Here is a 25,295-nt window from a genome sequence, read left to right as displayed (position 1 = left end):
ATGAGCACAGCCAGCCAGGCCACACGCATTGAAAAAGACACCTTCGGCCCGATTGGGGTGCCTGCAGACAAACTGTGGGGTGCGCAGACCCAGCGTTCGCTGCAGAACTTCGACATCTCCGGAGAACAGCAGCCGCGTGAAATCATCAAGGCACTTGCGCAGGTCAAGCGTGCGTCTGCAAAGGTCAACCATGCGTTGGGCCTGCAGGACGAGAAAAAGACCCAAGCCATCATGGCTGCGGCCGACGAAGTAATTGCGGGCAAACATCCGGGCGAATTTCCGCTGGTGGTGTGGCAGACCGGATCGGGCACACAGACCAATATGAACGTCAATGAGGTGCTGGCGAACCGCGCCAGCGAAATTTTGGGTGGCGAACGCGGTGAAAGCCGGCTTGTCCATCCCAATGACGACGTGAACCGCAGCCAGTCATCCAACGATGTATTCCCGACGGCGATGCATGTGTCTGCCGTGGTCGCCATCACTGAAAAGCTGCTGCCGGCGATTGAAAAACTGCGCGCCACGCTGGCGCAGAAATCAAAAGACTTCGACGGCATCGTGAAGATAGGCCGTACCCATTTGCAGGATGCGACACCGCTCACACTGGGCCAGGAATTTTCGGGCTACGTGGCGCAGCTTGACCATGGCGCGACGCATGTGAAGGCCGCCTTGCCGCACCTGTGTGAACTGGCGCTGGGCGGTACAGCTGTCGGTACGGGCCTGAATGCGCCCAAGGGTTATGCGGAGCAGGTGGCGGCTGAACTGGCCACGCTCACTGGCATGCCTTTTGTGACGGCGCCCAACAAGTTTGAAGCGCTGGCATCCGCAGACGGCCTGGTCCATGCACACGGCGCGCTGAAGACGCTCGCCGCCAGCATGATGAAAATCGCCAACGACGTTCGCTGGCTCGCCAGTGGGCCACGCAGCGGTATTGGCGAACTCAGCATTCCCGAGAACGAACCAGGCTCGTCCATCATGCCGGGCAAGGTCAATCCCACACAAAGCGAAGCCATCACCATGCTGGCCGCGCAGGTCTTCGGCAACGACGTCGCCATCAACATCGGTGGTTCGTCCGGCAATTTCGAGCTCAATGTCTTCAGGCCCATGATTGCGCACAACTTCTTGCAGAGCGTGCGCCTGCTGGCAGATGGCATGGTGAGTTTTAACGACCACTGCGCGGTGGGCATCGAACCCAACCGCGAGCGCATCACCGAACTTGTGGACCGCTCACTGATGCTGGTAACCGCGCTCAACACCCACATCGGCTACGACAAGGCCGCATACATCGCCAAGAAAGCGCACAAGGAAGGCAGCAGCCTGCGTGATGCGGCCATTGCTTCGGGTCACGTGACGGCGGAGCAGTTTGATCAGTGGGTCGTTCCGGGCAATATGGTCGGAAAGTAGGTTCACCCCCGTCCAGGCTCACTGCGTGTAGCCTGTTCCCCCCTGCTAGGGGGCTGCGCCTGCGGCCCGGCCAAGCCGGTTCCGCGGCCCATGCTTGCCTGGGAGCCGCGTCGTTCTTTTGACTTATCATCCCGGACTTGATCCGGGATCCATGTCCCCGATTTAAGCGCTTCGTTCTTCGCGTCTGGGACAATAGGCCATGCTCAAGTCACTTCCGCGCAAGCTCAACGAGTTCATCCATTCACAGTCTTTCGGCGGGATCGTGCTTGCCGTGGCTGCCGTGCTTGCGTTGGTCATCAGCAACTCGCCATGGGGTGCGTCATACCAGCGGCTGATTGACTGGCCGGGTGAACTGCGCGTTGGCGGTGACTGGCTGGTGCTTTCGAAAACGCTGCTGCACTGGGTCAATGACCTGTGGATGGCGGTGTTCTTCTTCCTGGTCGGGCTGGAGATCAAGCGCGAGCTGTTGCAGGGCGAGCTCGCATCACGCAGCCAGGCCATGCTGCCGGCAGGTGCTGCGCTGGGCGGCATGATGGTGCCCGCATTGATCTATGTCGCTTTCAACTGGGGCAACCCTGTCACCCTGCGCGGCTGGGCCATTCCGGCTGCTACAGACATTGCGTTTGCACTCGGAATCCTTGTGCTGCTGGGTGACCGTGTACCCGCATCGCTCAAGGTCTTTTTGACGGCTGTAGCCATCATCGACGACCTCGGCGCCATTGTGATCATTGCCTTTTTCTACACGGACTCGCTGTCTCTGCAGGCGGCGTTGGGGGCTGCAGCGGGACTGCTCGTTCTGGCTGCCATGAACCGCGCGAAAGTCGTGGCCATAGGCCCGTATGTGGCGGTGGGGCTGGTGGTCTGGCTGTTTGTCTACAAGTCGGGCATCCATGCAACCGTGGCCGGTGTGCTGACGGCGCTGGCCGTACCGCTGTCTGACTGCAAGGGGGGCTCACCCCTGAAGCGTGCAGAGCATGCGTTGCACCCATGGGTCGCCTTCGTCATATTGCCCGTGTTCGCGTTCGCCAATGCCGGGGTGTCGCTGCAGGGCCTTACGCCTGCCAGTTTGCTGCATACCGTGCCGCTCGGCATCGCCTTTGGCCTGATCGTGGGCAAGGCCTGCGGTGTCTTCGGTGCGTCCTGGCTGCTGATCCGTTTTGCCGGTGCACGGCTGCCCGCTGCCGCCAGCTTTAAGCAGTTTTTTGGTGTATGCGTGCTGTGTGGTGTGGGCTTCACCATGAGCCTGTTCATAGGTGCGCTGGCCTTCAGGGGCCAGTCAGCAGACTATGAAACCGAACTGAAAATCGGCGTGCTCTGCGGCTCCATCATTTCAGCCGTGCTGGGTACTCTGCTGCTCAGAATGAACAGCCGCAAGGTCTAGTGTTTGCCGGATGAGGAGGCGATGCCCGACATGATCTTGTCGGTATACGCAATCGCAATCGCCGACAGCAGGAAGGTGATGTGTATCACCGTCTGCGCAATCAGCACGCGGTCTGTGTAGTTGTCGGCGTTGATGAATGTCTTGAGCAGGTGGATGGAGCTGATACCGATGATGGCAGTGGCCAGCTTGACCTTGAGCACCGACGCATTCACATGGCTCAGCCACTCGGGCTGGTCGCGGTGGCCTTCGAGGTACATGCGGCTCACAAAGGTTTCATAACCACCCACGATGACCATGATGAGCAGGTTGGAGATCATGACCACATCAATCAGTGCCAGTACCACCAGCATGATGACCGTCTCATTCAGTGTGACGATGGGCGTTGCAGTTTTGTAGCCAATGCTGGTGATCAGCGCCTGCAGCGCGGTCTGGCTGCCAAAGGCTGCTTCAATCAGGTGCCAGAGTTCGACCAGAAAGTGAAGCACATAGACCGCTTGCGCAGCGATCAGGCCCAGGTACAGGGGCAACTGAAGCCAGCGGCTGGCAAAAATCAGGTTGGGAAGCGGGCGAAGCGGTGGAGGAGGGGGTTTGACGGAGTGGTCTGACATATGGGAGAAGATATGGAAAATGGCGAAATTGTAAGGTTCAAGCCAGTCAGTGGCTTGTAAGTGCGGGGCATGACATTACCACGCGAGCTATCGACGTTTCATGACATACAGGAGACAGGACAAATGAGCACCCCCAATTCGAATATCGAATCCATGCTGGTCGAGAACCGTGTGTTCCCTCCACTTGCTGCAGCCGTGAAGACTGCCCGTATTTCAGGCATGGAGGCGTACAACGCCATGTGCGCCTCGGCTGAAAAGGATTTTGAAGGTTTCTGGGGCAAGCTGGCCAAAGACAACCTGAGCTGGAAGAAGCCGTTCACCAGGGTACTCGACGAGTCGAATGCGCCTTTTTACCAGTGGTTTGCCGATGGCGACCTGAACGCCTCGTATAACTGCCTGGATCGCCATCTCGGTACGCCGGTTGAAAACAAAAAAGCCATCATTTTTGAAGCCGACGACGGCAAGGTGACCAACGTTACCTATAAAGAACTTCACGCCAAGGTCAGCCAGTTCGCCAGCGCACTCAAGGCCATGGGCATCAAAAAGGGTGACCGCGTCATCATTTACATGCCCATGACGGTGGAAGGTGTAGTCGCCATGCAGGCCTGTGCGCGCATAGGCGCCACGCACTCGGTGGTGTTCGGGGGATTCTCAGCCAAGAGCCTGCAGGAGCGCATCCAGGACGCCGGTGCCGTCGCCGTCATCACGGCCAATTTCCAGTTGCGCGGTGGCAAGGAACTGCCGCTGAAAGCCATCGTCGACGAAGGCATCGCCATGGGCGGCTGCGAGTCCATCAAGAACGTCATCGTCTACCAGCGTACGCAAACCGCCTGCAACATGGTCGCCGGCCGCGACAGCCTGATGCATGAAGTCACCGCCAAAGCCGCACCCGTATGCGAGCCTGAATTCGTGGGCGCAGAGCATCCGCTGTTCATCCTTTACACCTCCGGCTCGACTGGCAAACCCAAGGGCGTGCAGCACAGCACGGGCGGTTACCTGCTGTGGGCCAAGCTCACGATGGACTGGACGTTTGACCTACAGCCTTCTGATGTGTTCTGGTGCACGGCAGACATTGGCTGGATCACCGGTCACACCTACGTGGCCTACGGCCCGCTGGCGGCAGGCGGCACACAGGTCATTTTTGAAGGTATTCCCACCTTCCCGAATGCCGGCCGCTTCTGGCAGATGATCGAAAAGCACAAGGTGACGATTTTTTACACCGCGCCAACCGCGATTCGTTCGCTCATCAAGGCTGCAGAAGGTGATGAAAAAGTACACCCTGCACGCTCTAACCTGAGCAGCCTGCGCATCCTCGGCTCGGTGGGTGAACCCATCAACCCCGAAGCCTGGATGTGGTACTACAAAAACGTCGGTGGCGAGCGCTGCCCCATCGTGGATACCTTCTGGCAGACCGAAACCGGTGGTCACATGATCACCCCGTTGCCAGGCGCCACACCGCTGGTGCCGGGCAGCTGCACGCTGCCGCTGCCCGGCATCATGGCTGCTATCGTTGACGAAACCGGCAAGGACCTGCCCAACGGCGCAGGCGGCATGCTTGTCGTCAAGCGCCCATGGCCGTCGATGATCCGCACCATCTGGAACGACCCCGAGCGCTTCAAGAAGAGCTACTTCCCCGAAGAAATGGGCGGCACGATTTATCTTGCTGGTGATGGCGCGGTGCGTAACATTGACAACGGCTACTTCCGCATCACGGGCCGTATCGATGACGTGCTCAATGTGTCTGGCCACCGCATGGGCACCATGGAAATTGAATCCGCATTGGTGGCGCATTCAACGCTGGTCGCTGAAGCCGCAGTCGTCGGGCGCCCCGATGACCTGACCGGCGAAGCCATCGTGGCCTTTGTTGTGCTCAAGCGTTCTCGCCCCACAGGTGAGGAGGCCAAGGCCATTGCGAAGGAACTGCGTGACTGGGTCGGTAAAGAGATCGGACCCATTGCAAAACCCAAGGACATCCGCTTTGGCGACAACCTGCCCAAGACCCGCAGCGGCAAGATCATGCGCCGCCTGTTGCGCGGCATCGCCAAGGGCGAAGCCATCACGCAGGACACCTCTACGCTTGAAAACCCCGCCATCCTCGATCAGCTGTCTGAAAAGCAGTAACCAGCCGAAACAAAAAAAGCCCGTCATTGACGGGCTTTTTTAATGCTTGGGAGCGGGCTTATTTGGTAGACAGAACCCAGGCGACCAGCTTCTTGGCTTCATCAGGCGTGACTTGCGGGTTGGCAGGCATGGGCACAGGGCCCCAGGCGCCGGAGCCGCCCTTGATCACTTTGGCCGCCAGTTTGTCGGCTGCATCTTTTTGACCCGCGTACTTGGCGGCGACTTCCTTGTAGGAAGGGCCCACGAGCTTTTTGTCTACTGCGTGGCAGGCCATGCAGTTTTTGGCGGTTGCCAGGGCCAGGTCAGCCATTGCCGGCGTGGACACAGCAGCGCCTGCTGCGAGGGATGCGATAACCAGAAAAATGCGCTTCATGGGGTAGTCCTCGTGGGGAGTAATTGTTGGGTTACAGTCTTTTAACGTTATTGTAGTCACGCTGGTTGACCCGATTTGCGGGGTATTGGTTCCGTTGCAAGCCTGGTTTTCAGGCATTTTCCCTTAAGCAGGAGTTTGAAAATGTTGTTTTTGATTGCCGGAATTGCCCTGTTGGCCCTCAAATACCTTGAGGTTGGTCCGATTGCAGGCATGAGCTGGTACATCGTGATGGCACCGTTTCCCATGGCCGTGATCTGGTGGTGGTGGTCTGACAAATCAGGTCGCACCAAGCGCCTTGAAGTGGAAAAAATGGACAAGCGCCGGACAGACCGTATAGAAAGGCAGCGCGAACAGATGGGCATGCTGTCGGCCAAAAGGAAAAAAAAGTAGGCGCGGCGGTTTGAAGCCCGCGCTCATGTGACGCCGCCTGCCTTTCCTGCTTACTCGACCTTGATTCCCGCAGCTTTCACCACCGGGCCGTAGCGCTGCAGGTCGCGCTTCATCTCGTCGCCAAACTTTTCAGGCGCGCCCGGCGTGGCGGCTATACCCATCACATTGAGTTTGTCCCTTGTCTCGGGGTCATTCAATACCGCGTTCAGCTCGGTGTTGAGTTTGTCGATGATGGCCCTGGGCGTTTTGGCTGGCGCCAGCAATCCTACCCATGAATTCACTTCAAAGTCAGGTACACCGCTTTCCATGAATGTGGGTACATCAGGCAGCGATCGGGAACGCTGGGCGCTGGACACGGCGATGGGTTTGAGCCTGCCTGCCTTCACCTGGCCCTGCGCGCCAGCTACTGCGGTATACACAAGCGGGATCTGACCGCCAAGCACATCTGTCATGGCCTGGCCGCCACCCTTGTAGGGCACATGCGTCAGGTTGGCGCCTGTGCGCAGCTTGAGCTGTTCGCCTGCGATGTGGGGTGTTCCGCCAGTACCCGAGGTGCCGTAAGAGAGACCCCCGGCCTGCGTTTTTGACAGTGCTATGACTTCCTGCAATGTTTTAGCGGGCAGTGAAGGGTTGGCCACCAGGATGAGCACCGCATCGCCTATTTTGCCGACAGGTGCGAAATCGCGGAGGGTGTCGAACGACATCTTTTCGAACACATGCGGATTGATGACCATGGTGCCGTCAAAAGCCAGTACCAGCGTGTAGCCGTCAGGTGGCGACGCGGCCACAAGCTGCGTACCAATATTGCCGGAAGCCCCGGGGCGGTTGTCGACGATGACCTGCTGCCCCAGCCGTTTGGAGAGTTGCTCCGCAATCAGCCTGCCGCTGGTGTCGGTCACGCCACCGGGCACAAAGGGCACGACAAGTCGTATCGGCTTGCTGGGGTAGGCCGCCTGTGCGAGGGCGTATTGGGGCAGGACGGCTGCAAATGCCGCCAGCACGCTGGCCATCAGGGTTTGCTGCAGCATGTGCCTGCGGGAAAGGTGACGCATGGTTTTTATCTCCGTTATTTCTGGTCTTTGAACAAGATACTTTTATAAGTGTTCTAATAATTTTTGGCAGCCTCCTGAACCCTCATAACCAGCTTTGTATACCTTCATACCCCGGCATCATTCATGAAACTTGACCTCGACAACAAACACGTCCTCATCACCGGCGGCAGCAAGGGCATAGGCCTGGCCTGCGCGCAGGGCTTTCTTGACGAGGGTGCCCGTGTCACGCTGGTGTCGCGCGGTGCAGACAACCTCGCGGCCGCAAGGCAGGCCCTGCTTGCGGCATACCCGGATGCGGGCGGGCGAATCGCCACCATTGCTGCAGACCTGACTGACCCGGTCGCCGCAGTGAAGGCGCTGGATCAGGCGGAGGCTGACAGCGGAGTGGTCGACATCCTCGTCAACTCTGCCGGCGCGGCAAAGCGCACACCGCCCGATGAACTCACGCCGCAAGCCTGGCATGACGCCATGCAGGCCAAGTACTTCAGCTACATCTACATGATCGATCCCGTGGTGCAGCGCATGGCCAGGCGCCGTGCCGGCGTCATCATCAATGTGGTCGGCAACGGCGGCAAGGTTGCCAGCCCGACACACCTTGCGGGCGGCGCAGCCAATGCAGCGCTGATGCTGGTGAGTGCGGGTCTTGCCAATGCATTCGGCCCCAAGGGTGTGCGCGTGAACGCAATCAACCCCGGCCTCACCTTGACCGAGCGCCTCCAGGAGGGGCTGAAGGCCGATGCCAAAGTTCAGAGCGTCAGCATGGATGAAGCACTGGGCATTGTCAACCAGCGCCAGCCACTGCGCAGGCTGGCGGAGCCGCGCGAGATTGCCGATGCAGTGCTGTTTCTCGCCTCTGAACGTGCGAGCTACATCACGGGTGCGATTCTGGCGATGGATGGGGCGCTCACACCCATGATCTAGCTCACTCCCGTCAGCGGGGTGCAGGCTTCCTGTACAGCGCCTCAATATCCGCAGCGAAGTGGGTCATGAGGTTGTTCCGCTTGAGTTTGAGGGTGGGCGTCATGAAGGTGTTTTCCACAGTCCACGGCTCGCGTGTGAGATGGATGGCGCGTGGCAAGGCATAACGCGCAAAGCTGGAGGCCTGGTGTTCAATGCGTTGCAGCGCAGCTTTTTCTGCGGCCGGGTTCCGCAGGCTTGCGTCATTGTTCGGGTCCAGCCCGAGTTCCAGCGCCAGGCGCTTCCATTCATCGGGCTGCACGACTGCCACGCAGGCGATGAAAGGCCGGTTTTCACCCACGACAAATGCCTGTTCAAAAAGCGGGTCGGACATGATCGCGAGCTCCAGGTCGCCGGGTGGCACTTTCTCGCCCGTGGAGGTGACGATGATTTCCTTGATGCGCCCCAGGATGCGGATGCGGCCCTGCACGATTTCCGCCTGGTCGCCCGATGCCAGCCATCCGTCTGTGGACAGGACGCGCGCCGTGTCTTCCGGCCGTTTCCAGTAGCCCTTCATGACGCAGGGGCCGTGCACCTGCAGTTCACGGTTTTCGCCAATGCGTACTTCTATGCCCTTCAACGCGCGGCCGACCGTGAGCGGGTCGTTGTCGTCCGGGCCGTTGGCCGCGACCACCGGGGATGTCTCTGTCATTCCGTAACCCTGCAGCAGGGGAAGCCCCAGACCGAGAAAGCAGTGGGCAATCGCAGGCGACAGGGGTGCGCCACCACTGACGGCGATACGGACCCGCCCGCCAAACTGGGCGAGGAGCGGTTTTGCTATCAGGTGCTGCAGCAGCGGCCACGGAAGGTAGCGCCACAGCCCTGCAGCTTTTTCTTCTGTAGCCGTTGAGGCGGGTGTTGGCAGGCGCTGGGCGGCACAAAAACGCCGCCATCCGGCCAGTTGGGCAGCCTCGAACAGACGCATTTTCCAGGGTGACGGCGCCAGCTTTTCAAGCAGCTTTGCATGGACGCGCTCGTAGATGCGAGGCACGGAAATGAGTACTGTCGGCCTCACTGTTTTCAGGTCTTCCGCGAGCTGGTTGACCGACCGCGCGTAAACCACGCAGCTCCCGGAGGCGATGGCCAGATAGTACCCGGCCGTGCGTTCAAAAGTGTGCGACAGCGGCAGGAAGGACAGGAACACGTCATCCACCTCGGGGGTGACGTGGGCCATTACGGCCTGCACATTGGAGACGACATTGCGGTGAGTCAGCATCACGCCCTTGGGCTTGCCAGTCGTTCCGGAGGTGTAGACGATGGCCGCGAGGTCTTGTGCTGCTGGCGGCGCGGGAAGCGTCTGGTCATGCGCTGCGGCCAGCCAGTCCGCAAGATGCAGTACCCTTGTCTCGCCATAGGCGGCAGGAAGCGCTGCGCCCGGATTGGCAACCACCACCGCTTTCAGGCACGGGAAAAGGGTTCCCGTGTCGCGTATTTTTTCCCACTGCGCAGCCTGCTCCACGATGAGCAGCGAGGCTTCGCAATTTGACAGGATATAGGCAATGCTGCCCGGGGTGTCGATGGCATGCATGGGCACAGGCACGCAGCCGTTGGCAAGCGTCGCCTGGTCCATGCTCATGGCGTCAAGGCCATTGGGCAGCAGTATGGCCACCCTGGCACCTGAGGGCAGGCCGCTGGCAGCCAGTGCGTGCCGCCAGCGCGTGACGCGCTCCAGGGTGTCTGTCCAGGTCAGGCTGGACCATCGCATGGTGGCGCCGTCAAATGCGCGATAGGCCTCGGCTTGCGGCGTCAATGCGGCGCGCATGAGCAGCAGCTCAGGCAGTGTCTGGGCGTTGCCGATGTTGTCGATGGGGGAGTTCATGGTTCAACAATGTCAAAAAAGTAGGCTGCCCGGGCTGGCGGATCTGGCCGCTGCATTTTCGATGGTGTTCTCATGCAGACCATGCAGACGGCGCCGCTTTTCATCATAGTCCCCGTTTTTTCGCAAGGGCCGGGCATCTGCGAGGTGCTTGAGGAAGATCAAGCTGTGCAGGGCTTCCTCAAGGCGGGCACCACAAACCCGCGCGTCGGCATGGCCGGCTTGATCAGGCTGCCGCTTCGAGCCCGTTAGAAAAATGCTCACGCATGCGCTGCATGGCTGCAACTGCATCATGGGCCGTGAGGGCCTGCATGATGGCACGGTGTTCGGCCAGTGATTCTTCAATGCGGCCCGACTTGAGAAGCGAGTTGTGGCGGTTGAGCTTCATCACCTTGCGCAGGTCAGCCACCATCTGGTCGCGCCAGCGGTTATTGGCGATCTCCAGCAGGCGCATGTGGAACTCTTCATTGATCTGGAAGAATTTTTCCCGGTTGCCGGCGGCTTTTTCAAGCTGGTTGTGCAGGTCCTGCAACTGCTTGAGTTGCGGGGCAGTGGCATGAGCTGCGACAACACCGGCGGCATCACTCTCCAGCAGGCTGAGCAGGTGATACACATCCGTCAGGTCTTTCTCATTGACCTCGGTCACATAGGCGCCGCGCCGTACCTTCATGGTGACCAGGCCTTCGGTTGCCAGCACCTTGAGCGCTTCGCGCAGCGGCGTGCGGCTGATGCCGTATTCCTCTGCCAGCTTCAACTCGTCTATCCAGCTGCCGGGCGTGAGTTCGCGGCTGAAAATGCGCTGACGCAGCAGTTCAGCCACTTCTTCATAGAGTGCTCGCGGGGTGAGTGAAACGACGGCCATGTTTTTGTTTGCGATGCGGGCAGGTGAAAGCGGTACTGAAACAGCTGTTATTGGGCTCAGTGTTTCGAACTATAACTTAAATTGAATTTTGCATCAATAATTATAAATGATGTAAACTTGCCTGAGATTTTTTTGAAACACCTGCACGGCGGTTTGCGGTATCAACGGTCTTCACGCCCGTGATCCGCGAGTTGCCCGCCTTGACCTGAGCCTCTCATGACCGACAAAAAAACCGCCATCGACCACGGTTTCGCCACCTCCAGCCTTGATGCCTGGGCGAAATCTGCCGCCAAATCCGCCCCGGGTGGCGATGTCAGTGCACTGAACTGGCAGACGCCCGACGGCATCAGCGTGAAGCCGCTTTATACGGCTGAAGACATCAAGGACCTGCCCTATACCAACACCCTGCCGGGCTTTGAGCCTTTTATCCGCGGTCCGCAAGCCACCATGTATGCCGTTCGCCCCTGGACGATTCGCCAGTACGCAGGCTTTTCTACTGCAGAAGAGTCCAACGCTTTTTACCGCAAGGCGCTGGCCGCTGGCGGGCAGGGCGTGTCGGTAGCATTCGATCTGGCCACGCACCGTGGCTATGACAGCGACCATCCGCGCGTGACAGGCGACGTCGGCAAGGCCGGTGTGGCGATAGATTCGGTCGAGGACATGAAGATACTGTTCGACCAGATCCCGCTCGACAAGGTCAGCGTCTCCATGACCATGAATGGCGCCGTGCTGCCTGTGCTGGCAGGCTATGTGGTGGCGGCAGAAGAGCAGGGCGTGGCTCAGGACCAGCTCAGCGGCACCATACAGAACGACATTCTCAAAGAGTTCATGGTGCGCAACACCTATATTTACCCGCCTGCGCCCAGCATTCGCATCATCGGCGACATCATCGAGTACACGGCGCAGAACATGCCCAAGTTCAACTCGATATCGATCTCGGGCTACCACATGCAGGAAGCCGGCGCCAACCAGGCGCTTGAACTCGCTTTCACGCTGGCCGACGGCAAGGAGTATGTGAAAACCGCCATTGCCAAGGGGCTGGACGTCGACGGGTTTGCCGGCCGCCTGAGCTTCTTCTGGGCCATAGGCATGAACTTCTACCTCGAAGTCGCCAAGATGCGCGCCGCGCGCCTGCTGTGGTGCCGCATCATGAAAGGCTTTGACGCCAAAAGTCCCAAAAGCCTCATGCTGCGAACCCACTGCCAGACCAGCGGCTGGAGCCTGACAGAGCAGGACCCGTACAACAACGTGGTGCGCACCACCATCGAGGCGATGGCTGCGGTATTCGGCGGCACCCAAAGCCTGCACACCAATTCATTTGATGAAGCGATTGCGTTGCCTACAGAATTCTCGGCCCGCATTGCGCGCAACACCCAGCTCATCATCCAGGAAGAGACCCACATCACCAATGTGATTGACCCTTGGGCCGGGAGCTACATGATGGAAAAGCTGACCCAGGACATGGCCGATGCCGCCTGGGCCATCATTGAAGAAGTCGAGGCCATGGGCGGCATGACCAAGGCCGTGGACAGCGGCTGGGCCAAACTCAAGATTGAAGCTGCGGCGGCAGACAAGCAGGCCCGTATCGACAGCGGCAAGGACGTGATTGTTGGCGTCAACAAGTACAAACTGAAGACTGAAGACGCTATCGAGTCACGCGATATCGACAACGTCGCCGTGCGCGACGGGCAGATCACCCGGCTCAAGGCCATCAAGGCCAAACGCGACAACGCCGCCGTGCAGGCCGCGCTGGACGCGCTGACCGCAGCCGCAGAAAATAACAACGGCAACCTGCTCGACCTCTGCATCAAGGCCGTGCGCCTGCGCGCCACGGTGGGTGAGGTCAGTGATGCACTTGAGAAAATTTACGGGCGCCACCGCGCCGATACACAAAAGGTGACCGGTGTGTACGCTGCTGCCTATGACTCGGCCGAGGGCTGGGAAACCCTCAAGACCGAAATCAACAAGTTCGCCGAAGAGCAGGGCCGCCGCCCGCGCGTCATGATCGCCAAGCTGGGCCAGGACGGTCACGACCGGGGAGCCAAGGTGGTCGCCACTGCATTTGCCGACCTCGGCTTCGACGTCGATATGGGGCCGCTGTTTCAGACGCCCGAAGAATGCGCCCGCCAGGCGATTGAAAATGACGTGCATGCGGTGGGTGTCTCGACACTTGCGGCCGGCCACAAGACGCTGGTGCCAGCCATCATTGCCGAGTTGAAGAAGCAGGGCGCCGACGACATCATCGTGTTTGTCGGTGGCGTGATTCCGCGCCAGGACTACGACATGTTGTACGAGGCGGGCGTCAAGGGCGTGTATGGACCTGGCACACCGATACCTGCCAGTGCCAAGGACGTGCTGGAGCAGATCAGGGCTGCGCTGAAGTGACTGCAAGCGCGCAGGAGCTGGAGCAGGCAGTGCTGCATGGTGAAGCCACCGCGCAGCGCCGTGCCATCGCCAAAGCCATCACGCTGCTGGAGTCCACACGCGCCGACCATCGCGAGCAGGCTGATGAACTGCTGACGGCTCTGCTGCCACACACGTCCAAAGCCTTTCGTCTGGGCATCAGCGGCGTACCGGGTGTGGGCAAATCCACATTCATTGAAGTGCTGGGCCTGTACCTGATTGGTCAGGGTCATCGTGTCGCAGTGCTGACGATTGATCCCTCGTCCACAGTGTCCGGGGGCTCCATTCTTGGCGACAAGACGCGCATGGAGCACCTGTCCGTGCATGAGCGGGCCTACATCCGTCCCAGCCCTTCGAGCGGCACACTGGGCGGAGTCGCCGAGAAAACCCGCGAGTCCATGCTGGTCTGCGAAGCTGCGGGCTACGACGTGGTGATTGTCGAGACCGTGGGTGTGGGCCAGAGCGAGACCGCCGTGGCCAACATGACCGACATGTTTGTGCTCCTGCAGTTGCCCAATGCGGGTGACGACCTCCAGGCGATCAAGAAGGGCGTGATGGAGCTGGCGGACCTGGTCATCATCAACAAGTCCGATATTGATGCTGATGCGGCGATGCGCGCAGAAGCGCAGATCACCTCGGCGATGCGCCTGTTCGGGCTGGTCAACAACGCCATGGGCAACGACCAGGCCGCAAACTACGACAGGCAGTGGCACCCCAAAGTCATCCAGCTCAGTGCATTGCACAACAAGGGCGTAGACGCCTTCTGGGCTGCGGTGAAGGAGTTCCAGTCGCTGCAGGGTGCCAATGGCAAGCTGGCCTTGCGCCGCCAGCAGCAGTCGCTGTCATGGATGTGGGAACGCATAGATGCAGGACTCAAGCAGGCTTTCAAACACAACGCCGCCGTGAGCGCCTTGTTGCCTGACATGACGGCCAAGGTTGCCAGGGGTGAGATACCTGCATCCAGAGCAGCCAGAAGTTTGCTGGCTGCCCAATCAGCGCAGACCAGTCACTTATCAAAAAATGAAGTAAAGACGTAAAGAGAAAGACAAGACCATGCAGGAAATCCTCGAAAAACTTGAACAGAAGCGCGCTGCGGCGCGTTTGGGTGGCGGACAAAAGCGCATCGATGCACAGCACGGCAAGGGCAAGCTCACGGCGCGCGAGCGTCTGGAGGTGCTGCTTGACGAAGGTACTTTTGAAGAGTGGGACATGTTTGTCGAGCATCGCTGCACCGATTTCGGCATGGAGAGCACAAAAATTCCGGGTGACGGTGTGGTCACCGGCTACGGCATGATCAACGGCCGACTGGTGTTTGTGTTCAGCCAGGACTTCACCGTCTTCGGTGGTGCGCTGTCCGAGGCGCATGCGGAGAAGATTTGCAAGGTGATGGACCAGGCCATGAAGGTGGGCGCCCCGGTCATCGGCCTCAACGATTCCGGTGGTGCACGCATACAGGAAGGCGTGGCTTCGCTCGGCGGTTATGCCGATGTGTTCCAGCGCAACGTCATGGCCAGCGGCGTGATCCCGCAGATCAGCATGATCATGGGCCCGAGTGCCGGCGGCGCGGTGTACTCACCTGCCATGACCGACTTTATCTTCATGGTCAAAGACAGCAGCTACATGTTTGTCACCGGCCCCGAGGTCGTCAAGACCGTGACGCATGAAGAGGTCAGCGCCGAAGAACTGGGCGGCGCCATCACCCACACCACCAAGAGCGGCGTGGCCGACCTGGCATTTGAAAACGATGTTGAAGCGCTGCTCATGTTGCGCCGCCTCTACAACTACCTGCCGCTCAACAACCGTGAGAAAGCGCCTGTTCGCCCCAGTGCCGACCCGGCCGCGCGCATGGACATGAGCCTTGATACGCTGGTGCCCGAGAACGCCAACAAGCCTTACGACATGAAAGAGCTCATCGTCAAGACGGTTGATGACGGTGACTTTTTCGAGATCCAGCCCGAGTACGCCAAAAACATCATCATCGGTTTTGCGCGCATGGAAGGCCAGACGGTTGGCATCGTCGCCAACCAGCCGCTGGTGCTGGCAGGCTGCCTGGACATCAAGAGCTCCATCAAGGCCGCACGTTTTGTGCGTTTTTGCGACGCCTTCAATATTCCGGTCATCACTTTTGTCGACGTGCCCGGCTTCATGCCCGGCTCCAGCCAGGAATACGGCGGCATCATCAAGCACGGGGCTAAGCTGCTCTACGCCTACGCCGAATGCACGGTGCCAAAGATCACCGTCATCACACGCAAGGCCTATGGCGGTGCTTACGACGTGATGAGTTCAAAACACCTGCGCGGTGACGTCAACTTCGCCTGGCCGAACGCAGAGATTGCCGTGATGGGCGCCAAGGGCGCAGTCGAAATCATCTTCCGCGAAGACAAGGGCGACCCTGCCAAGCTGGCCGCCAAAGAGGCCGAGTACAAGGCGCGTTTTGCCAATCCCTTTGTGGCCGGCGCACGCGGTTTCATTGATGACGTCATCCTGCCGCATGAAACCCGCAAGCGCATCTGCCGCTCGCTCATCATGTTGCGCGACAAGAAGCTTGAAAACCCGTGGCGCAAGCACGGGAATATCCCGCTTTAAACCATCCGACGCTGCCATTGAGGAAGGATCATCTTTATGTCCATCAGTCTTTATTACCATCCGTACTCCCGGGCCGCTGGCACTGTTTGGGCGCTGGAGGAGGCGGGTGTCCCCTATGACCTCAAGGTGATCGACATCATGAAGGGCGACCAGAAGAGCGCCGAGCTCATCTCGAAGAACCCGATGGGCAAGCTCCCCACCCTGGTTGATGGTGATGTTGTCGTCACTGAAGCTTCGGCGATCGCGCTCTATCTGGCTGATCGCTATGCATCAGGCCGGCTGGCTCCCGCTCTTGACGATCCGAAGCGAGGTACTTACCTTCGCTGGTCATTCTTCGCGCCCAGCGTGATTGAGCCTGCAGTCATGGCTAAAGGCGAGGACTGGAAGGTCAAGGAAGTTTCAGCCGGTTGGGGCAACTACGCATCAATGCTCGCTGCCGCCGAAAGCGCAATCGCCGGCAAAAGGTTTGTCCTTGGCGATGAGTTCTCGATGGCGGATGTCGTTTTCGGCGGCACCTTGCGGTTCATGATGGCCTTCAATCAGATCGAGAGCAGGCCTGATTTCAAGGCCTATGTCGGGTGCCTTGACGAGAGGCCCGCGTATCAGCGGGCCGAGGCGAAAAACATGGCAATGCGCACGGAGTTGGGCCTCAAGTAAGGCCAGCGCCTCATCAAATACAAAGGAGCGAAAATTGTTTAAAAAAATACTCATAGCAAATCGTGGCGAGATCGCCTGCCGCGTCATCCTCACCGCCCGCAAGATGGGCATCAAGACCGTCGCGGTTTATTCAGATGCAGACAAGGACGCGCGCCATGTCGAACTGGCCGATGAGGCGGTAAACATAGGGCCCGCGCCCAGCCGCGACAGCTACCTGCAGGCTGAAAAAATCATCGCGGCCTGCAAGCAGACTGGGGCGGAGGCAGTGCATCCCGGCTATGGCTTTCTTAGCGAGAACGCGGGTTTCTCCAAGCGCGTTGAGGAAGAAGGCATCATCTTCATCGGCCCCAAGCATTATTCGATTGCCGCCATGGGCGACAAGATTGAATCGAAAAAGCTGGCGGGCGCCGCAGGCGTGAACTGCATTCCCGGTGTCAATGATGCGATTGAAACTGCAGAGAAAGCTGTCGAGATTGCCAAAGGCATTGGCTACCCGGTGATGATCAAGGCCAGCGCAGGCGGCGGTGGCAAAGGCCTTCGTGTGGCGTTCAATGACAAGGAAGCGCTGGAAGGTTTTACCTCCTGCCGCAACGAGGCACGCAACAGTTTTGGCGATGACCGTGTTTTTATTGAAAAGTTTGTCGAGGAACCGCGCCACATCGAAATCCAGCTTGTCGGTGACAGCCACGGCAATGTGATTTACCTGAACGAGCGCGAGTGCTCCATCCAGCGCCGCCACCAGAAGGTGATTGAAGAAGCACCATCACCTTTCATCAGCGACGCCACGCGCAAGGCCATGGGCGAGCAGGCCGTGGCATTGGCCAAGGCCGTGAAGTACCAGAGCGCCGGCACGGTGGAGTTTGTGGTCGGCAAGGACCAGAGCTTTTACTTTCTTGAGATGAACACCCGCCTTCAGGTCGAACATCCGGTGACTGAATGCATCACCGGGCTGGACCTGGTCGAGCTGATGATTCGTGTGGCCGCCGGTGAAAAACTGCCGCTTGAGCAGAAAGACGTGCAGCGCAATGGCTGGGCGATCGAGTGCCGCATCAATGCAGAAGACCCTTTCCGCAACTTCCTGCCATCCACCGGCCGCCTGGTGCGCTTCCAGCCGCCCAAGGAAAGCATGTTCGCGTCGGATACCTCGCACCTTTATGGCGTGCGCGTTGATACCGGCGTGCAGGACGGCGGCGAGATACCGATGTTCTACGACTCGATGATTGCCAAGCTCATCGTCCACGGCAAGGACAGGCTGGAGGCGATTGCCAAAATGCGCGAGGCACTCAATGCTTTTGTGATTCGTGGCATATCGAGCAACATCCCCTTCCAGTCGGCCTTGCTGGCGCATCCGAAATTCGTCAAGGGTGACTTCAATACCGGGTTCATCGCCGAGAATTACGGACAGGGCTTTCATGCCGAAGATGTACCGCACGACGACCCGAACTTCCTGGTGGCGCTGGCAGCTTATGTCAACCGCAGGCAGCTGGGCCGTGCAGCGGGCATCAGCGGCCAGATGCCCGGGCATGGCGTCACGGTAGGTGAACAGTTTGTGGTTATCGGCCTCGGTGCAGATGGCCGGAACAAACCGAATGCGGTGACGGTTCGTGACTATGTGGCTACCACCGGTTCCAGTGCGATTGATACGGCCGCGGGTAGCTATGAAATCTGCAGCAACTGGCATCTGGGCGGCGCGCGCATACGCGGCACTGTCAACGGCAAACCTTTCGCTGCGCAGGTCGAGCGGGGTGTGGGCCGCAATCCGCTGGCTTTCCGCATCGCCCACAACGGCACGCGGCTGGATGCTCTTGTGCTCTCGCCGCGCGCGGCCGAGTTGCACCAGCTCATGCCCTACAAGGCACCGCCAGACATGAGCCGCTTTGTGCTGTCGCCCATGCCCGGCCTGCTGGTCGAGGTGTCTGTACAGCCCGGCCAGAAGGTGCAGGCAGGTGAACGGGTGGCGGTGATTGAAGCGATGAAAATGGAAAACGTGCTGTTTGCGATTGCAGACGGTGTGGTGGGCAAGGTGCTCGCGGCCAAAGGTGAATCGCTCAGCGTAGACCAGCCGATTGTTGAATTCGCCTGATGTTCACTTGTCTGGAGACCATCATGAACCAGCAGGAATTTGAAGCACAACTCAAGGCTGAAGGCTTCACCACGATTGCGGTTGTGGAAAGGCCGGTCGGCTATGCGCTTGGCGAGCATCACCATACCTTCGACGCCTGCGCGCTGATTACACGGGGCGACTTCACCCTGACCGTTGATGGCGTTGCAACGACTTACGCAGCCAGGCAGATATTTCGCCTGCCTGCAGGTACGCCGCACCTCGAGAGCGCCGGGCCAACGGGCGCCAGCTATATCTCCGGCCGCAGGGAAAAGGCCGCATCATGACCCGTCCCTTCAAGGTGCTGGGCATACAGCAAATCGCCATAGGCGCACCCAGCAAAGACCGCCTGCGCAAGCTGTGGGTAGACATGCTGGGCCTCGAGGTTACAGGGAACTTTGTCAGCGAGCGCGAGAATGTGGACGAAGACATCTGCGCCATGGGCGTGGGCCCCTTCAAGGTCGAGGTTGACCTGATGCAGCCACTCGACATCGATAAAAAACCGGCGGTGCACACCACGCCGCTCAACCATGTGGGCCTGTGGATAGACGACCTGCCCAAAGCCGTTGAGTGGCTGACCGCGCAGGGCGTGCGTTTTGCGCCCGGCGGCATTCGCAAGGGCGCGGCGGGCTTTGACATCTGCTTCATGCATCCCAAGGCGAACGATGAGTTCCCGATTGCAGGTGAGGGCGTGCTGATTGAGATGGTGCAGGCACCTCCCGAAGTCATCAAGGCGTTTGCAGCAATGGCGTCCACGGGCTGAGGTCATTGATGTAGCGGCAAAATGCAGCTTGAATCTGAATTGAACTGATTTCAACTGACTGGATGCCTGCATGGACCTGAGCCGTTTCCCCCGCCGCCGCTACACCAAAGACCCGACCCCGCTTGAGTTTTTGCCCCACTTCACCAAAGCGCTGGCAGCAAGCTGCCCTGACGGCGAAGGTCCGAACGTCTGGATCAAGCGTGACGACATGCTGGGCCTCACGCCCGGCGGCAACAAGACGCGCAAGCTGGAGTTCCTGGCCGCCGATGCATTGGCGCAGGGCGCTGACACCCTGATCACCTGCGGCGCACCGCAATCCAACCATTGCCGTGCGACGCTGTCTGCTTCCATCAAGGAAGGCATCAAGTGCCGCTTTGTGATCGAAGAGCGCGTGCCCCACAGCTACCGTGAAGACGCCAGCGGCAACAACTTTCTGTTCCGCCTTCTGGGTGTTGAAGCCATCACGGTGGTGCCTGCGGGTACCAACATGCTGGAGGCCATGCAGAAGGTGGCTGCCGACCTGGCCGGCGTTGGCCGCAAGGGCTACATCGTGCCGGGCGGTGGGTCGAATGCGATTGGCGGGCTGGGTTATGTGGCCTGTGCACAGGAGCTGCAGCAGCAGTTCTTCGAGCAGGGTGTGCAGATCGACAAGGTGGTGGTGGGCTCAGGCAGTTCGGGCACGCATGGCGGCCTGCTGGCGGGCTTTATGGGCAACCGCATCAACATTCCCATCATCGGTATTGGCGTCAGCCGCGACCCGGTGGACCAGGACCCGCTGGTGCATAAAGAGGCGCAGGCAGTGAGCGATTTGCTGGGCCTGAACATGACGGTGCCGCGCGAAGCGGTGGTGAGCCACGGCGACTGGTGGCGGCCCAAATATTCTGTGCCCAACCCGGCGATGGTCGAAGCAGTGCAGATGCTGGCGCGCACCGAGGCCATCCTGCTCGACCCCGTTTACACCGGCAAGATCATGGCCGGACTGATCGGGCTGGCGCGTAAGGGCTACTTTGCAAAAAATGAGAACGTGCTTTTCATACACACAGGCGGCGCGCCGTCGCTGCATGCGTATGAATCTGAAGTGCTGGGCCTGACTGAACTGCCGGCCTGACCGAGCTGTCCGCCTGAACAGGCTCAGGGTTTTGGCTGGCGTGCTGCGCGTGCACGGGCCATGGCCGCTTCAATCACCGCGCGTTTTTTGTCTGCCGCACTTTGCATGTCACCTGCAGGCGCCAACCCTTCTTCAAGCGCCGTAAATGCCGTCTCATCAATGGTGGTTGGCATTCTTGCATTGCGCGGCCCGGGCCGGGTTTGCAGCACGCCGTGAAACTCATAACGCTGCAGCGCGTGATTGGCCTCCGGCCGTGACCAGGCGGCCCAGCCTGTGCGATCGCCTGTCACGTTCTCAAGGCTGATGCAGTCGACAGGGCAAACCGGCACGCACAGCTCGCAGCCCGTGCAATGCGCCTCAATGACGGTGTGCATCATCTTGTTCGCGCCGAGTATGGCGTCAGTCGGGCAGGCCTTGAGGCACAGTGTGCAGCCTATGCACCAGTCTTCGTCAATGACAGCGAGTGCGCGCGGGCCTTCAACACCATTGACCGGGTTCAGGGGCAGGGCAGGCCGGCCTGTGATGGCGGCAAGGCGCTGAATGCCCTCATCACCGCCGGGCGGGCACTGGTTGATGTCTGCTTCCCCTGATGCAATAGCCTCGGCGTAAGCGGCGCAATCGGGGTAGCCGCAGCGCGTGCACTGCGTCTGCGGAAGTGCCGCGTGTATGCGCTGGGCGAGCTGGTTGTTGGCGGTGAGCGTCACCGGCATATTGTCGGGCAGTCGCCTGCCCGACCCTCACATCATTTGCTGCGGGCGGTCTTTGCCGGAGCGCGCCTTGCTGCGGGTGTCGCAGCGGCTTTGCCTGCAGGCTTTGCGGCCACAACCTTCTTTGCGGCAGGTTTGGCCAGGCGCTTCGGTGCCGTATCGTCGTTGTGCGCCAGGATGAACGCCCTGACGGCCGGATACACCTGGTCGCGCCAGCGGCGACCGCTGAAGATGCCGTAGTGGCCTGCGCCCTTGACCTCGAAGTGCGTTTTCTGGCTGCTTGAGACGCCGCTGCACATCTCAAGCGCTGCTTTGGTCTGGCCCGAACCGGAGATATCGTCCAGCTCGCCTTCCACCGTCATGACGGCGGTGGTCTTGATGTCCGCCGGCTTGACGCGTTCAATCTTGCCATCGGCCGATGTCACGTCCCAGGTGCCGTTGACCAGCTTGAATTCCTGGAACACCGTCCTGATGGTCTCGAGGTAGTAGTCGGCGTCCATGTCGAGCACGGCGTTGTACTCGTCGTAGAACTTGCGGTGCGCTTCGGCGCTGGCGTCGTCACCCTTGAGCAGGTCCTTGAAGTAGTCGAAGTGGCTGCTGGCGTGGCGGTCGGGGTTCATGGCCACAAAACCGCTGTGCTGCAAAAAGCCGGGGTAGACGCGGCGGCCGGCGCCCGGGAAGTTGCTCGGCACGCGGAAAATCACATTGTTTTCAAACCACTCGAAGCTCTTGTTCATGGCCAGGTTGTTGACAGCGGTCGGCGATTTGCGTGCGTCGATAGGGCCGCCCATCATGGTCATGGACAGCGGCGTCTTCTGGCCGCGCGAAGCCATCAGCGATATGGCGGCAAACACCGGCACGGTGGGCTGGCAGACGCTGATGACGTGGCAGTTGCCATAGATGCCCTGCAGGTGGGCTATGAATTCCTCAACATAGTTGACGTAGTCGTCCAGATGAAAGGAGCCGTCGGACAGCGGCACGGTGCGTGCGTTCTTCCAGTCGGTGATGTAGACCTTGTGGTCTTTCAGCATGGTCCTGACGGTGTCGCGCAACAGCGTGGCGTAGTGCCCTGACAGCGGCGCCACGATCAGCACGGCGGGTTGGCCCTTGAGCTTGGCCAGCGTCGCCGTGTCGTCAGAAAAGCGCTTGAAGCGGCGCAGCTCGCAAAACGGCTTGTCGATCTCGACCCGCTCATGAATGGCAATGTTGGTACCGTCGACGTCAATCGTCCGGATGTTGAATTCCGGCTTTTCGTAGTCCTTGCCCAGGCGGTAGATCAGGCTGTACCCTGCGGCGACGCGCTGCGCAAAGGGGTTTTGCGCCATCGGCGACAGCGGGTTGCTGTAGAGCTTGGCGGCGGCTTCCGCGAAGTCGACAAACGGTTCCATCAGCGTGCGCTGGGTTTCATAGACCTGGTAAAGCATGGGTAAAACCTCTGGGTGTTGTCTGTTGAAACAAGTGTTCAACTGGTTATGCTGCAGTGCAATATAACAGTTTGGTGCCGCACCGTTTTGAGGATAACTACCAATTCGGTGCCTGAAAAGGACAATTCTTCACGGCTGGCAGGCCGCCGGGCACGGGCTTAACATGACGGCTTGAACCCGGCCGGGCATATGGAGCCCTTTGCGCGGCCTACCCAACCGTCATTTCAGGACAAGAACAACATGCTCTCCTCCAACGACAGCGCCCTGCTGGACAGCGTCGCCTCCCTCAAAAAATCAGAGCGCATGCCGGTGCTCTTTCTGGGCCACGGCAGCCCCATGAACGCCATCGGCGACAACGAATACCTGCGCAGCTGGCAGGCGCTGGGCAAGGATTTCGGCACCAAAATGCCGCGCCCCCAGCTCATTCTGTGCATCTCGGCCCACTGGCTGACCGAAGGCTGGTGGGTGACCGCGATGGACAAACCCAAGACGATTCACGACTTCGGCGGCTTTCCGCAGGAGCTGTTCGACCAGCAATACCCCGCGCCCGGCGACCCGGCTGCAGCCCGCGCCATCAGCCAACTGGTGCGTCAGCGCGGCTCCCAGCCGCTGGGGCTGGATGTGAGCGAGTGGGGCCTGGACCACGGCACCTGGGCGGTGCTCAAACCCATGTTCCCCGAAGCCGACATCCCGGTGATCCAGCTCAGCATGGACTACAGCCGCGCGCCTGAGGAGCATTACGCGCTGGCCAAACAGCTCAAGGCCCTGCGCGACCGCGGCGTGCTCATCGTCGGCAGTGGCAACATCGTGCACAACCTGCGCCATATGCAGCGCGGCGCCACCGGCAACCAGGCCTTTGACTGGGCGCTGGAGTTTGACCAGACGATTGGCGGCTACATGCAGCAGGGCAACCTCGATGCGCTGCAGAACTTTTTAAAGCTCGGCCAGGTCGCCAAAATGGCCCAGCCCACACATGAGCACTACCTGCCGCTGCTCTACGCTGCCGGCGCGGTCGATGCGGGTGAGCCCATCAGGTTCTTCAACACCAGCTACCAGATGGGCTCGATCTCAATGCGCTCGGCGATCTGGGGCTAATTTTTAATGTACACGGCAAAAATTTAACGTATGCGTTAAAAAAATCCAAATGTTAACTTGCAGATTAACATTTCGGGTTTTGCGGGTGCCATGAGCGCAATCTGACGAGAAAAATGGCCCGAAAAGGGCCATTTTTAGGCATCAAATCGGCTGAAGGCCAATAGACACGTACGTGAGCTGCTACTAAATTTATAGTGAGCAACTCTCCGTTGAAGGCATCAAAGCCGCTTCAGAGCCCGCTCAGATCACCTTGGCAATCGCCGCGCAGACGTAGTCGATGTTCTTGCTGTTCAGCGCGGCCACGCACATGCGGCCGGTGTCGGTGCCGTAGATGCCGAACTCGCTGCGAAGGCGCACCATCTGGTCCTTGGTCAGGCCCGAGTAGCTGAACATGCCGATCTGGGTGGTGATGAAGCTCATGTCCTGCTTCACGCCGGCGGCTTTCAGGCCGTCGACCAGCTTCTGGCGCATGGCCTTGATGCGAACGCGCATCTCGGTCAGCTCTTCTTCCCACTGGGCGCGCAGGGCAGGAGTGTTGAGCACGGTGGCTACCACGGTGCCGCCGTGAATCTGCGGGTTGCTGTAGTTGGTGCGGATGACCAGTTTCAGCTGCGACAGCACACGGTCGGCTTCCTCTTTTGACTCGCACAGCACCGACAGCGCGCCGACGCGCTCGCCGTACAGGCTGAAGCTCTTCGAGAATGAGGTCGAGACAAAAAAGCTCAGGCCGGCAGCGACGAACTTGCCGACAACGGCGCCGTCTTCCTTGATGCCGTGGCCAAAGCCCTGGTAAGCCATGTCGAGGAAGGGCGTGAGCTTTTTCGCCTTGACGGCTGCAATCACCTGGTCCCACTGGGCCGGGGTGACGTCATAGCCGGTCGGGTTGTGGCAGCAGGCGTGCAGCACGACGATGGTGCCTTCGGGGGCGGCGTTCAGCGCAGCCAGCATGCCGTCAAAGTTGATGCCTTTTTTGGCGGCGTCGTAGTAGGGGTGGCTTTCAACGACAAAACCGGCCTGGGTGAACAGGGCGCGGTGGTTTTCCCAGCTGGGGTCGGAGATCAGCACCTTGGCGTTGGGCAGCAGCTTCTTCAAAAAGTCGGCGCCAATCTTCAGGCCGCCCGTGCCGCCAATCCCTTGTGCCGTGGCGATGCGGCCGCTTTTCACGGGTTCGCTGTCAGCGCCAAAGACGAGTGATTTGACGGCCGCGTCGTACGCCGCAATGCCGTCAATCGGCAGGTAGCCGCGTGGCTTGGGTGTTTCGGCCATGAGTTTTTCAGCGGCCTGCACGCATTTGAGGAGCGGCAGCTTGCCGTTGTCGTCGTAGTACACGCCTACGCCGAGGTTGACCTTGTTGGGGTTGGTGTCGGCGGCGAACTGCTCGTTGAGACCCAGGATGGGGTCGCGTGGGGCCATTTCGACAGCAGTGAACAAAGACATGAAAAATCCTCAAAAAGTAAAAAGAACGTTGAATCAGAAAGGTTTTTTGGACG

Annotated in this window: 23 protein-coding genes; 15 read left to right on the top strand and 8 right to left on the bottom strand. The window is 59.8% G+C overall.

What is annotated here, in order from left to right; translation table 11 throughout:
* Both fumC and nhaA read left to right on the top strand, forming a co-directional pair.
* Positions 1-1,401: a class II fumarate hydratase gene (gene fumC, locus HYX42_RS21960; RefSeq protein ID WP_293407257.1), complete on the top strand. Its 1,401-nt coding sequence runs from the start codon at positions 1-3 to the stop codon at positions 1,399-1,401.
* Positions 1,402-1,600: 199 nt separating this feature from the next.
* A complete protein-coding gene (gene nhaA, locus HYX42_RS21955; protein WP_293407254.1) occupies positions 1,601-2,782 on the top strand; it encodes a Na+/H+ antiporter NhaA in 1,182 nt (393 codons plus the stop codon).
* On the opposite strand, the gene HYX42_RS21950 is transcribed toward nhaA, so the two are convergent.
* Positions 2,779-3,390, bottom strand: a complete 612-nt coding sequence (locus HYX42_RS21950; protein WP_293407252.1) for a YqhA family protein — start codon at positions 3,388-3,390, stop codon at positions 2,779-2,781. The genes nhaA and HYX42_RS21950 overlap by 4 nt on opposite strands.
* Positions 3,391-3,513: 123 nt before the next feature.
* On the opposite strand from HYX42_RS21950, the gene acs reads away from it, so the two are divergent.
* Positions 3,514-5,511: an acetate--CoA ligase gene (gene acs / locus HYX42_RS21945; protein WP_293407250.1), complete on the top strand. Its 1,998-nt coding sequence runs from the start codon at positions 3,514-3,516 to the stop codon at positions 5,509-5,511.
* 58 nt (positions 5,512-5,569) lie between these two features.
* Here the strand turns inward: acs and HYX42_RS21940 are convergent, their stop codons facing one another.
* Positions 5,570-5,884, bottom strand: coding sequence for a c-type cytochrome (locus HYX42_RS21940; protein ID WP_293407248.1), 315 nt, complete (start codon positions 5,882-5,884; stop codon positions 5,570-5,572).
* A 141-nt stretch (positions 5,885-6,025) separates the two neighbouring features.
* Between HYX42_RS21940 and HYX42_RS21935 the strand changes: the two genes are divergently transcribed.
* Positions 6,026-6,274: a TIGR04438 family Trp-rich protein gene (locus HYX42_RS21935; RefSeq protein ID WP_293407246.1), complete on the top strand. Its 249-nt coding sequence runs from the start codon at positions 6,026-6,028 to the stop codon at positions 6,272-6,274.
* 50 nt (positions 6,275-6,324) lie between these two features.
* Here the strand turns inward: HYX42_RS21935 and HYX42_RS21930 are convergent, their stop codons facing one another.
* Positions 6,325-7,284 (bottom strand): tripartite tricarboxylate transporter substrate binding protein, encoded by a 960-nt coding sequence (locus HYX42_RS21930; protein ID WP_293407742.1) that lies wholly within the window; start codon positions 7,282-7,284, stop codon positions 6,325-6,327.
* Positions 7,285-7,449: 165 nt separating this feature from the next.
* On the opposite strand from HYX42_RS21930, the gene HYX42_RS21925 reads away from it, so the two are divergent.
* Positions 7,450-8,247 carry an SDR family oxidoreductase gene (locus tag HYX42_RS21925; RefSeq protein ID WP_293407245.1) on the top strand — a complete coding sequence of 266 codons (798 nt, stop codon included), beginning with the start codon at positions 7,450-7,452 and terminating at the stop codon, positions 8,245-8,247.
* A gap of 10 nt (positions 8,248-8,257) precedes the next feature.
* Here the strand turns inward: HYX42_RS21925 and HYX42_RS21920 are convergent, their stop codons facing one another.
* On the bottom strand, positions 8,258-10,102 hold the full coding sequence (locus HYX42_RS21920; protein WP_293407244.1) for an AMP-binding protein: 1,845 nt from the start codon (positions 10,100-10,102) through the stop codon (positions 8,258-8,260).
* A 72-nt stretch (positions 10,103-10,174) separates the two neighbouring features.
* Here HYX42_RS21920 and HYX42_RS21915 point away from each other — a divergent pair, with 72 nt between their 5' ends.
* Positions 10,175-10,351: a hypothetical protein gene (locus tag HYX42_RS21915; protein WP_293407243.1), complete on the top strand. Its 177-nt coding sequence runs from the start codon at positions 10,175-10,177 to the stop codon at positions 10,349-10,351.
* Here the strand turns inward: HYX42_RS21915 and HYX42_RS21910 are convergent.
* Entirely contained in the window at positions 10,326-10,961 is a 636-nt protein-coding gene (locus HYX42_RS21910; RefSeq protein WP_293407242.1) for a GntR family transcriptional regulator, read from the bottom strand. The two genes, HYX42_RS21915 and HYX42_RS21910, sit on opposite strands and share 26 nt — an antisense overlap.
* A 216-nt stretch (positions 10,962-11,177) precedes the next feature.
* On the opposite strand from HYX42_RS21910, the gene scpA reads away from it, so the two are divergent.
* The 8 genes from scpA (at position 11,178) to HYX42_RS21870 (ending at position 20,579) form a co-directional block, all read left to right on the top strand.
* The gene (scpA, locus tag HYX42_RS21905; protein ID WP_293407241.1) at positions 11,178-13,346 is read left to right on the top strand and encodes a methylmalonyl-CoA mutase; all 2,169 of its coding nucleotides are present in this window, start codon (positions 11,178-11,180) and stop codon (positions 13,344-13,346) included.
* Entirely contained in the window at positions 13,343-14,401 is a 1,059-nt protein-coding gene (gene meaB / locus HYX42_RS21900; protein WP_293407240.1) for a methylmalonyl Co-A mutase-associated GTPase MeaB, read from the top strand. The genes scpA and meaB overlap by 4 nt, the downstream gene beginning before the upstream one ends.
* A gap of 16 nt (positions 14,402-14,417) precedes the next feature.
* Positions 14,418-15,950 carry an acyl-CoA carboxylase subunit beta gene (locus HYX42_RS21895; protein ID WP_293407239.1) on the top strand — a complete coding sequence of 511 codons (1,533 nt, stop codon included), beginning with the start codon at positions 14,418-14,420 and terminating at the stop codon, positions 15,948-15,950.
* 36 nt (positions 15,951-15,986) lie between these two features.
* The gene (locus HYX42_RS21890; RefSeq protein WP_293407238.1) at positions 15,987-16,607 is read left to right on the top strand and encodes a glutathione S-transferase family protein; all 621 of its coding nucleotides are present in this window, start codon (positions 15,987-15,989) and stop codon (positions 16,605-16,607) included.
* Positions 16,608-16,641: 34 nt separating this feature from the next.
* Positions 16,642-18,690: an acetyl/propionyl/methylcrotonyl-CoA carboxylase subunit alpha gene (locus HYX42_RS21885; RefSeq protein ID WP_293407236.1), complete on the top strand. Its 2,049-nt coding sequence runs from the start codon at positions 16,642-16,644 to the stop codon at positions 18,688-18,690.
* A gap of 23 nt (positions 18,691-18,713) precedes the next feature.
* A complete protein-coding gene (locus HYX42_RS21880) occupies positions 18,714-18,995 on the top strand; it encodes a cupin domain-containing protein (RefSeq protein ID WP_293407235.1) in 282 nt (93 codons plus the stop codon).
* Positions 18,992-19,471, top strand: coding sequence for a VOC family protein (locus tag HYX42_RS21875; RefSeq protein ID WP_293407234.1), 480 nt, complete (start codon positions 18,992-18,994; stop codon positions 19,469-19,471). The genes HYX42_RS21880 and HYX42_RS21875 overlap by 4 nt, the downstream gene beginning before the upstream one ends.
* Positions 19,472-19,541: 70 nt before the next feature.
* Positions 19,542-20,579: a D-cysteine desulfhydrase gene (locus tag HYX42_RS21870; protein WP_293407232.1), complete on the top strand. Its 1,038-nt coding sequence runs from the start codon at positions 19,542-19,544 to the stop codon at positions 20,577-20,579.
* A gap of 23 nt (positions 20,580-20,602) precedes the next feature.
* On the opposite strand, the gene rsxB is transcribed toward HYX42_RS21870, so the two are convergent.
* Positions 20,603-21,289 carry an electron transport complex subunit RsxB gene (gene rsxB, locus HYX42_RS21865; RefSeq protein ID WP_293407230.1) on the bottom strand — a complete coding sequence of 229 codons (687 nt, stop codon included), beginning with the start codon at positions 21,287-21,289 and terminating at the stop codon, positions 20,603-20,605.
* 32 nt (positions 21,290-21,321) lie between these two features.
* Positions 21,322-22,710, bottom strand: a complete 1,389-nt coding sequence (gene phaZ, locus HYX42_RS21860; protein ID WP_293407228.1) for a polyhydroxyalkanoate depolymerase — start codon at positions 22,708-22,710, stop codon at positions 21,322-21,324.
* Positions 22,711-22,950: 240 nt separating this feature from the next.
* Between phaZ and ygiD the strand changes: the two genes are divergently transcribed.
* The gene (ygiD, locus tag HYX42_RS21855) at positions 22,951-23,805 is read left to right on the top strand and encodes a 4,5-DOPA dioxygenase extradiol (protein ID WP_293407226.1); all 855 of its coding nucleotides are present in this window, start codon (positions 22,951-22,953) and stop codon (positions 23,803-23,805) included.
* A gap of 240 nt (positions 23,806-24,045) precedes the next feature.
* On the opposite strand, the gene HYX42_RS21850 is transcribed toward ygiD, so the two are convergent.
* Positions 24,046-25,242 (bottom strand): amino acid aminotransferase, encoded by a 1,197-nt coding sequence (locus HYX42_RS21850; RefSeq protein ID WP_293407224.1) that lies wholly within the window; start codon positions 25,240-25,242, stop codon positions 24,046-24,048.
* Between the last annotated feature and the right edge of the window lie 53 nt (positions 25,243-25,295).

It is taken from the genome of Polaromonas sp. (assembly GCF_016185115.1).
GTDB lineage: Bacteria > Pseudomonadota > Gammaproteobacteria > Burkholderiales > Burkholderiaceae_C > Polaromonas.
The sequence above is the reverse complement of the archived record's forward strand: the minus strand, read 5'-3'. Positions and strand labels throughout refer to the sequence as shown.

What these genes read in the sequence shown, in the direction of transcription:
- fumC (WP_293407257.1), top strand. Translation starts at nt 1, where the DNA reads ATGAGCACAGCCAGCCAGGCCACACGCATTGAAAAAGACACCTTCGGC.
- nhaA (WP_293407254.1), top strand. Translation starts at nt 1,601, where the DNA reads ATGCTCAAGTCACTTCCGCGCAAGCTCAACGAGTTCATCCATTCACAG.
- HYX42_RS21950 (WP_293407252.1), bottom strand. Translation starts at nt 3,390, where the DNA reads ATGTCAGACCACTCCGTCAAACCCCCTCCTCCACCGCTTCGCCCGCTT.
- acs (WP_293407250.1), top strand. Translation starts at nt 3,514, where the DNA reads ATGAGCACCCCCAATTCGAATATCGAATCCATGCTGGTCGAGAACCGT.
- HYX42_RS21940 (WP_293407248.1), bottom strand. Translation starts at nt 5,884, where the DNA reads ATGAAGCGCATTTTTCTGGTTATCGCATCCCTCGCAGCAGGCGCTGCT.
- HYX42_RS21935 (WP_293407246.1), top strand. Translation starts at nt 6,026, where the DNA reads ATGTTGTTTTTGATTGCCGGAATTGCCCTGTTGGCCCTCAAATACCTT.
- HYX42_RS21930 (WP_293407742.1), bottom strand. Translation starts at nt 7,284, where the DNA reads ATGGCCAGCGTGCTGGCGGCATTTGCAGCCGTCCTGCCCCAATACGCC.
- HYX42_RS21925 (WP_293407245.1), top strand. Translation starts at nt 7,450, where the DNA reads ATGAAACTTGACCTCGACAACAAACACGTCCTCATCACCGGCGGCAGC.
- HYX42_RS21920 (WP_293407244.1), bottom strand. Translation starts at nt 10,102, where the DNA reads ATGAACTCCCCCATCGACAACATCGGCAACGCCCAGACACTGCCTGAG.
- HYX42_RS21915 (WP_293407243.1), top strand. Translation starts at nt 10,175, where the DNA reads ATGCAGACCATGCAGACGGCGCCGCTTTTCATCATAGTCCCCGTTTTT.
- HYX42_RS21910 (WP_293407242.1), bottom strand. Translation starts at nt 10,961, where the DNA reads ATGGCCGTCGTTTCACTCACCCCGCGAGCACTCTATGAAGAAGTGGCT.
- scpA (WP_293407241.1), top strand. Translation starts at nt 11,178, where the DNA reads ATGACCGACAAAAAAACCGCCATCGACCACGGTTTCGCCACCTCCAGC.
- HYX42_RS21895 (WP_293407239.1), top strand. Translation starts at nt 14,418, where the DNA reads ATGCAGGAAATCCTCGAAAAACTTGAACAGAAGCGCGCTGCGGCGCGT.
- HYX42_RS21890 (WP_293407238.1), top strand. Translation starts at nt 15,987, where the DNA reads ATGTCCATCAGTCTTTATTACCATCCGTACTCCCGGGCCGCTGGCACT.
- HYX42_RS21880 (WP_293407235.1), top strand. Translation starts at nt 18,714, where the DNA reads ATGAACCAGCAGGAATTTGAAGCACAACTCAAGGCTGAAGGCTTCACC.
- HYX42_RS21875 (WP_293407234.1), top strand. Translation starts at nt 18,992, where the DNA reads ATGACCCGTCCCTTCAAGGTGCTGGGCATACAGCAAATCGCCATAGGC.
- HYX42_RS21870 (WP_293407232.1), top strand. Translation starts at nt 19,542, where the DNA reads ATGGACCTGAGCCGTTTCCCCCGCCGCCGCTACACCAAAGACCCGACC.
- rsxB (WP_293407230.1), bottom strand. Translation starts at nt 21,289, where the DNA reads ATGCCGGTGACGCTCACCGCCAACAACCAGCTCGCCCAGCGCATACAC.
- phaZ (WP_293407228.1), bottom strand. Translation starts at nt 22,710, where the DNA reads ATGCTTTACCAGGTCTATGAAACCCAGCGCACGCTGATGGAACCGTTT.
- ygiD (WP_293407226.1), top strand. Translation starts at nt 22,951, where the DNA reads ATGCTCTCCTCCAACGACAGCGCCCTGCTGGACAGCGTCGCCTCCCTC.
- HYX42_RS21850 (WP_293407224.1), bottom strand. Translation starts at nt 25,242, where the DNA reads ATGTCTTTGTTCACTGCTGTCGAAATGGCCCCACGCGACCCCATCCTG.